Below are 7,898 nucleotides of genomic sequence, written 5' to 3' on the forward strand. Positions count from 1 at the left end.
GTCTCCCGTTTTTATTTGGCTTATTTACCTTTTTGAAGAGCACTTAATTCATTTACTTTAGTCAATCCAGCCTAGTCAGTTCATCCTAATCAATTTTCTCGGCAACCCGCTCAACTCTCACCGAGCAGACCTTATATTCAGGGATAAAAGCGACAGGATCGAGCGCATTGATGGTGAGTTTATTTGCGGCCGCTTCCACAAAGTGGAAGGGCAGGAATAACACGCCAGCTTGGGCTCTTTTCGTCACAAAGGCGTCGATTTCAATTTCGCCGCGACGGGTAGTGAGTTTGATTTTATCGCCATTGCCTATGCCGAGTTGCTCGGCGTCATAGACTGAAATCATTACTTTAGGCGAGCCGAGTAAGTCGAGTCCGGCCGTTTTACGGGTTAAGGTACCTGTGTGGAACTGTTCCAGTAAACGTCCGGTTGAGAGGGTGAGCGGGTACTCACTGCAGGGCATTTCTGCGGGTAAGCGATAACTCACTGGTGTGAACTTACCTAAGCCGCGGGTGAATTGTCCTTGGTGCATAATGGGAGTGCCTGGATGAGCTTCATCTGGGCAAGGCCATTGAATACCTTGGGGAATTTTACCGTCAACTCCAGTGCTTAATCGCTGCCAAGTAATGCCGCGATATTGTGGTGTCAGCTCATTGATTTCCTGCCAAATCGCTTCTTCATTAGGGTAATCCCAAGCGGCACCCATCGCATTGGCAATGGCTTGGACAATTTGCCAATCGGGCAGGGCTTCACCTGGCGGTAGCAGGGCTTGTTCGAGTCGCTGCACTCGTCGTTCAGTATTAGTGAAATGACCGCGTTTTTCGACAAAGGCCGCGGCGGGCAGAACCACATCGGCAAGCTCGGCGGTTTCGGTGAGGAAGATGTCCTGCACCACTAAAAAGTCGATTGCATTAAGCGCCCTAAGCACATGGGCTTGATCTGGGTCGCTTAATACGGGGTTTTCGCCCATCACATATAAAGCCTTGATTTTCCCTTTGGAAATATCATGCATCATATGGGTGGCGGTCACGCCAATTTCTCCCGATAACGGCGTTTGCCAATGTGCCTCGAAACGCATTCTGGCATGAATGTCGGTGACTTTTTGGTAACCACTGAAGAAGTTAGGCAGTGCGCCCATGTCACAGGCACCTTGCACATTACTTTGTCCCCGCAGTGGATTAATCCCCGCTCCTTCAACTCCAATATTGCCGCACAGAAGTTGTAGATTAGATATGGCGGTGACATTGTCGTGTCCCGTCGTGTGCTGGGTAATGCCCATAGCATAGTAGATTGCGGTTTTATCGGCCGTGCCTATGGTACGGGCGATGCGGGCGATATCTTCGGCTTTAACACCTGTTATCAAGGCTGCGTTTTCTAGGCTGTAATCTGTTTTTGCCAGTTCAGCATAGAGAGCATCCACGCCTTCGGTGCGCGCTGCAATATAGCTTTTATCCTGCCAGTCATTACGGATAATTTCCGCCATAATGGCATTGAGTAGCATGACGTCTGTGCCGGGTCTGTGGGCGACATAAAGCTGTGCACTGTCGGCAATGGCGACACGTTTAGGGTCGGCCACCATTAGTCTCGCGCCATGCAAAGCCACGGCTTGCTTAATTTTTGAGGCGATGATCGGGTGAGCACTGCTGGTGTCTGAGCCTATGATAAAAATCACATCCGATGCTTGAATGCTCGGAATGTCATTGGTCATGGCGCCACTGCCGATACTTTGCTGCAGGCCTGTGACTGTGGATGAATGACACAGACGGGCACAATGGTCGATGTTATTGGTGCCGAGTATGCTTCTGACAAATTTTTGCAGGAGGAAGTTTTCTTCATTGGTGGCTTTTGCCGAGGCCAAGCTTGCCAGTGCATTGCTGCCATGTTGCTGTTTTATTTGCAGTAAATGTTCGGCCACATAGGCGATGGCTTCAGGCCAACTACTTGGCGTGAGCTGGCCATTTTTACGAATGAGTGGCGTGGTGAGGCGTTTTTCACTGTGAATAAAATCGAAACCAAACCGGCCTTTCACACATAACATGCCTTGGTTTACCACAGACTCTTTATTGCCCTCAATATGACGGATCTGATTCGTGCTGGTATCGATTTTAAGGTCAAGCCGACAGCCTACGCCGCAATAGGTACAAATCGTTGAGGCGGTTTTGAGTGGCGTTTCATTGCCTTGGCGTTTATCCCGCGCATCGACGAGTGCGCCCGTTGGACAAACCTGCACACAGTTGCCGCATTGCACACATTTGCTGTCGGCCATGCTAGCGCTAAAGCCGACTCTCGGTGCACGGCGCGTGGCGGTTTCGCTTATGTCTTGCGGCAGCGCTTGATAGGAATCATGGGCAAATTGAATCGCACAATGGCCACTCTGCAACTGGCACACATCGACGCACTTACCACAGCTAATACAACGATTAGCATCAAATTGAATGAACGGACTCGATTTATCGACCGAAAACTTACGCGCGCTTTGAGTGTTGAGTGACTTAGGTTCGACATGGTAGTCGGTCGCATAGTCCCTTAATTTACAATCCGTATTGGCTTGGCAGGCGCATTCGAGGCAGCGCGCAGCTTCTTGCATGGCGGCATCGGGAGCAAAGCCTAGCTCGACTTCGCCGTAATTGAGTAAACGTTGCACCGCGTTCAATTCGGGCATGGTTAAACGGGCTTTACGTGCGACAGAGGGGTAGAGTTCGGTAGTTGGCAAGCCTTGTTTTATTGTGTTACCGACGGCTTTTGATGAATTAAATTCAGTGGCATGCAGCTCACAGCTTAGGCCTTGTTTGAGCAATTTATCTATGGCGATTGCGGCTTTATGGCCATCGCCTATCGCGGCGACTGCGGTAGCAGGACCGCGGCGCGCATCCCCTACCACAAAGAGTTTTTCAATCCCTGATGACATGGTGTGCTCGCAGCCAATAAAGGTATTCCAGCGGCTGAGAGCGAGTTCACCATTGCTTAAGTGGCTCGCAGGATCTTGCATAAAACTCATATCGGGAGTTTGTGATACTGCGGCTATCACAGTGTCGAAATCTTGAGTAAAGGTTTCACCAGTATCAACGGGAGCGCGTCTGCCAGAGGCATCGGCTTCGCCGAGTGCCATCTTAGCGAAGGTGACTGAATGGACTCTACCTTGCGCATCGCTATGGTTTTCAAGCGGATTGGTTAAAAAATGAAACTTCACCCCTTCGACTTCGGCCTCATGTACCTCGTAAGCTTCGGCGGGCATTTCGGCGCGGGTGCGACGGTAAATTAAGGTGACATCGCAGCCTTCACGCACTGCTGTGCGGGCGCAATCAATAGCGGTATTGCCACCACCAATGACGGCGACTTTCTTACCTAAAACAAGAGTCTTTTCGAGACAATGATCTTTTAAGTAATCGACACCTAAGTAGCAACCCGCGAGTGTGCTGCCGGGATAATCCATAGGCACAGCTTTTTGGGCGCCAATGGCGAGACAGACGGCATCAAAATCTTCAACTAATTGATTTAAATGTATCTCGTGACCGAGACGTGTTTCTGTGTGTATGGTTAAGCCATTGCGGCACAGGAGTGCGATCTCCTTGTCTAGTATCGCTTTAGGTAAACGATACTCAGGAATGCCATAACGTAGCCAACCACCTGCCTGTGGCATAGATTCGAATACCTCTACGCTATGGCCTTGGTTTGATAAGTAATATCCTGCACTTAATCCTGCTGGACCCGCACCGATAATCGCGACTTTTTTGCCCGTGTCGGTTTGGCGTGGCGGCACATAACTCATGCCCCCATTTTCGCCATCAGCTAAATCGAGATCGGCGGCGTGACGTTTTAATTGACGTATGGCAATGGGCTCATCGACGAGTCCGCGGCGACATTGTGCTTCACAAAAAGCAGGGCAGACACGGCCAATGGAGAGTGGCAGTGGCAAAGTTTGTTTAATGACTTTAACGGCTTCAGTATGGTTGCCTTGGGCGATGTGATACAGGTAACTCTGCACATCGACGCCCGCAGGGCATGCTTGTTGGCAGGGGGCTTCGCAATCGGCAAAATGATCGCTCAAGATCTCAGTCAGCGCTTGTTTGCGTTTTTGACTTAAGAATTCAGACTGAGTTATGACTCGCATGCCGACTGTGGCGGACGTTTCACAGGCGCGTACGCAGCGCAAACTGGCGTCGGAATTCTCAATCTGGACGACACACAAATTGCAGGCTTGCTTGTCTGCATGCTCGTGAACGCCTAATTGCTGCGAGGCTGCGCTGGGATCACATAAGCTGGGTATTGCTATGCCAGCAGCATGCGCCACTTGCAGTAGGTTATCGGTCGGATTAACCGACAACACTTGGTCATCAATTCGAAGTTCTATCATCCCATGGCCTTTTTATATGTAGGGTGCTTAGCTGCTATAGCGCGGGGCTGCAGGCTTAGGTTGTTTCGAGTATACCTAGACAGCTTTAGAAGACGCTTATGGGCGAGTGAAGTTTGCTGCAAAATTGCAGCTTGAATCACAAACCCGCCCAGACTGTGCGCTGGTGAATGTTTGTTCTGATTTAGTCGTGATGGGGTTGGCGTTATCAGGCCTTTTTAGTTGTGTTTCCTTTGATATTATGGGGATTTTTTAGGCAGGAGAGCGCTTGTGTGTCAGCCATTGGCCTCGCGCATAGCACTATCTTGGCTAAATTTAAGTAAGATCACAGTCTTAACTCATTGCTTTTTGTTAGTCTCGGCTTTAGTGCTGTGGTCTTTTAGCTTGGAAAATAATCCTTGTTATCCCATTTAATGAACAGTGCACCCCTAGGTTTACCAGTCTGGTTAGGTTAAAATGCGCGGTTGCAAATACTGTTAATCACCGCCCCTTTTAGTGGAAGATCAATTAAAGCGGCCAAATAAAGAAAGTTGAAAACTCATGTTTGAAGTTAATCCAGTAAAATTCAAAATTAAGGAGCTTGCCGAGCGCACGGAGCTTCTTAGGGGGTATCTTTGACTACGATGCCAAAAATGAGCGTCTAGAAGAAGTTACTCGTGAGCTTGAAAGTTCAGAAGTGTGGAACGACCCAGAGCGCGCCCAGGCCTTAGGCAAAGAGCGCGCCAGCCTAGAAGCTGTGGTCAAAACCATAGACGATATGGACTCAGGTCTTGAAGATGTTGAAGGCTTACTCGAGCTGGCTATTGAAGAGGAAGACGAAGATACCTTCAATGAAACCAGTAAAGAGCTGGATTATCTCGAGAGCCGCCTTGCCGATCTTGAATTCCGTCGTATGTTCTCCGGCCCGCAAGATGCGTCAAACTGTTATTTAGACATTCAGTCTGGTAGTGGTGGTACCGAAGCCCAAGATTGGGCCAACATGGTGCTGCGTATGTACCTACGTTGGGGCGAAGCCCATGGCTTTAGCCCTGAGTTGATGGAAGTGACCGATGGTGACGTGGCTGGTATTAAAGGCGCGACCATTAAGTTTACTGGCGAATATGCGTTCGGTTGGTTACGCACTGAGACTGGCGTGCACCGTTTAGTACGTAAGTCGCCATTCGATTCATCGGGTCGTCGTCATACATCATTCTGCTCTGTGTTCGTTTATCCAGAAATCGATGACGATATTACGATTGATATCAACCCATCGGATCTGCGTATTGATACTTACCGCGCATCGGGCGCGGGTGGTCAGCACGTTAACAAAACGGAATCGGCGATTCGTATTACCCACTTACCGACGAATACCGTCGTGCAGTGCCAGAACGACCGTTCACAGCATAAAAATAAAGATGCTGCGATGAAGCAGCTGAAAGCAAAACTGTTTGAGTTAGAAATGCTCAAGCAAAATGCCGACAAGCAGGCCGCAGAAGACGCTAAGTCTGATATCGGCTGGGGCAGTCAAATTCGCTCTTATGTATTAGACGATGCCCGCATTAAAGACTTACGCACAGGCGTTGAAACCCGCAATACTCAAGCGGTACTCGATGGCGATCTGGATAAGTTTATCGAAGCCAGTTTGAAATCTGGGCTGTAATTAATTCAAGGTATAGACGAGAAATAAGATGACTGAACAAGTAATTGATGAGAACAAACTGATCGCCGAGCGCCGTGCCAAGCTAGAAAGCATCCGCCCAAACTGTAGTGCTAATGCGCATCCAAATACCTTCCGTCGCACCCATAAAGCGGCTGAACTGCAAGCACAGTATGGTCAAAACACTAAAGAAGAACTCGAAGCCTTAGGTTTTAAGACCAGCATTGCTGGCCGCATCATGGCAAAGCGTGGCCCTTTCTTAGTGATCCAAGACGTGTCTGGCCGTATTCAAGCCTATGCTGAAAAAAGCGTACAAGCTGATTTGAAAGAGCGTTTTCAAGGTCTGGATATCGGTGACATCATAGGTGTAACCGGTCAGCTGCATTTGTCTGGCAAAGGCGACTTATACGTCAACATGGAACAGTACGAGTTACTGACCAAGGCGCTGCGTCCATTGCCTGCGGATTATTATGGTCTAGCCGATCAAGAAATGCGTTACCGTCAACGTTACGTGGATCTCATCGTTAACGAAGATTCGCGCAATGCCTTTATCATGCGTTCTAAAGTGGTTTCTGCAATTCGTAACTTCATGATCAAAAAAGAGTTCATGGAAGTTGAAACCCCTATGATGCATGTGATCCCAGGCGGTGCTTCGGCCCGTCCTTTTATCACCCATCACAACGCCTTAGACATGCCAATGTATCTGCGTATCGCACCAGAATTATATCTGAAGCGTTTAGTGGTAGGTGGTTTTGAGCGTGTGTTCGAAATCAACCGTAACTTCCGTAACGAAGGTCTGTCGCCACGTCATAACCCAGAATTCACTATGATGGAATTCTATATGGCTTATGCTGACTACAAAGATCTGATGGACCTTACCGAAGAAATGCTCAGCTCGATTGCTATCGAACTGCTTGGCAGTGCGCAAATGCCCTACGGTGAGCACACAGTCGATTTCGGTGGCCCATACGCACGTTTAAGCATGTTAGAAGCGATTCAGAAGTACAATCCTGATAACGCCACTATCCAAGCTATGACCTATGAGCAAGTGAAAGATGTTGAATTCATGCGCGATTTAGCGAAAAGCTTAGGCATGAAGATTGAGAAGTTCTGGACCTGTGGTCAGCTGCTTGAAGAAATCTTCGGTGAAACTGCTGAATGGCAATTGATGCAACCAACGTTCATCACTGGCTACCCAGCGGACATTTCACCATTGGCACGTCGTAATGATGACAACCATTTCATCACTGACCGTTTCGAATTCTTCATCGGTGGCCGCGAAGTGGCTAACGGCTTTAGCGAGCTGAACGATGCTGAAGATCAAGACAACCGCTTTAAAGCGCAGGTTGACGCGAAAGATGCAGGTGACGATGAAGCTATGTTCTACGATGCAGACTATATCACTGCACTGGAACACGGTTTGCCACCAACGGCAGGTCAAGGTATTGGTATTGACCGTTTAGTGATGTTGTTCACTAACACTCATACTATCCGTGACGTGATCCTGTTCCCTGCTATGCGCCCACAGGCGTAATGCAGTCGAACAAGGTATTTCGTTGGTACATTTTGTTGTATTAGTTTAGCCACTCGACTTTTAGTAAGTCGCAATAGGTTAAGTTTACAGTGATTGATTTAGGTATGACCTGAGCATCGCTACGATGAAATACCCCCTAAAAAACCAGCCATTTGGCTAATGCCGATCAGTTAAGACAGATCGCTTGACGATCTCGCTGAAAAGATCAAAATCCGATGACCTCATGTCATCGGATTTTTTTATGCAACTCTCAGAAGCACTCGCCCGTACTCATATTACCCGCCTAACCGAATTCACCTGCTTAGCAGATGTGTTAGAACCTGAGTTAATTCAATCTTGCCTAGACTCTCAGGGCGTTGCGACGTTAAGACGGCGTAAAT

At 48.6% G+C, this 7,898-nt stretch carries 4 protein-coding genes; 3 read left to right on the forward strand and 1 reads right to left on the reverse strand.

Annotation, left to right across the window (positions count from 1 at the left end):
• Positions 1-85 precede the first annotated feature (85 nt).
• Positions 86-4,351, reverse strand: coding sequence for a formate dehydrogenase subunit alpha (fdhF, locus tag L5L98_RS21260; protein WP_263143385.1), 4,266 nt, complete (start codon positions 4,349-4,351; stop codon positions 86-88).
• Between the two features lie 537 nt (positions 4,352-4,888).
• Here fdhF and prfB point away from each other — a divergent pair.
• The 3 genes from prfB to L5L98_RS21275 form a co-directional block, all read left to right on the forward strand.
• Positions 4,889-5,987 (forward strand): peptide chain release factor 2 gene (gene prfB / locus L5L98_RS21265; protein ID WP_168824900.1). Its coding sequence is split into 2 segments (ribosomal slippage): positions 4,889-4,963 and positions 4,965-5,987, totalling 1,098 coding nucleotides; the frame shifts between segments, so codons are not numbered across the junction.
• Positions 5,988-6,015: 28 nt separating this feature from the next.
• Positions 6,016-7,518, forward strand: coding sequence for a lysine--tRNA ligase (lysS, locus tag L5L98_RS21270; protein ID WP_006080389.1), 1,503 nt, complete (start codon positions 6,016-6,018; stop codon positions 7,516-7,518).
• 223 nt (positions 7,519-7,741) lie between these two features.
• Positions 7,742-7,898: transposase domain-containing protein (locus L5L98_RS21275; protein WP_263143387.1), on the forward strand; the 157-nt coding region annotated here is incomplete at its 3' end.

The sequence above is a fragment of the Shewanella sp. SM23 genome, assembly GCF_025654295.1.
In the GTDB taxonomy this organism is placed as follows: Bacteria; Pseudomonadota; Gammaproteobacteria; order Enterobacterales; family Shewanellaceae; genus Shewanella; species Shewanella oncorhynchi.

What these genes read in the sequence shown, in the direction of transcription:
- lysS (WP_006080389.1), top strand. Translation starts at nt 6,016, where the DNA reads ATGACTGAACAAGTAATTGATGAGAACAAACTGATCGCCGAGCGCCGT.
- fdhF (WP_263143385.1), bottom strand. Translation starts at nt 4,351, where the DNA reads ATGATAGAACTTCGAATTGATGACCAAGTGTTGTCGGTTAATCCGACC.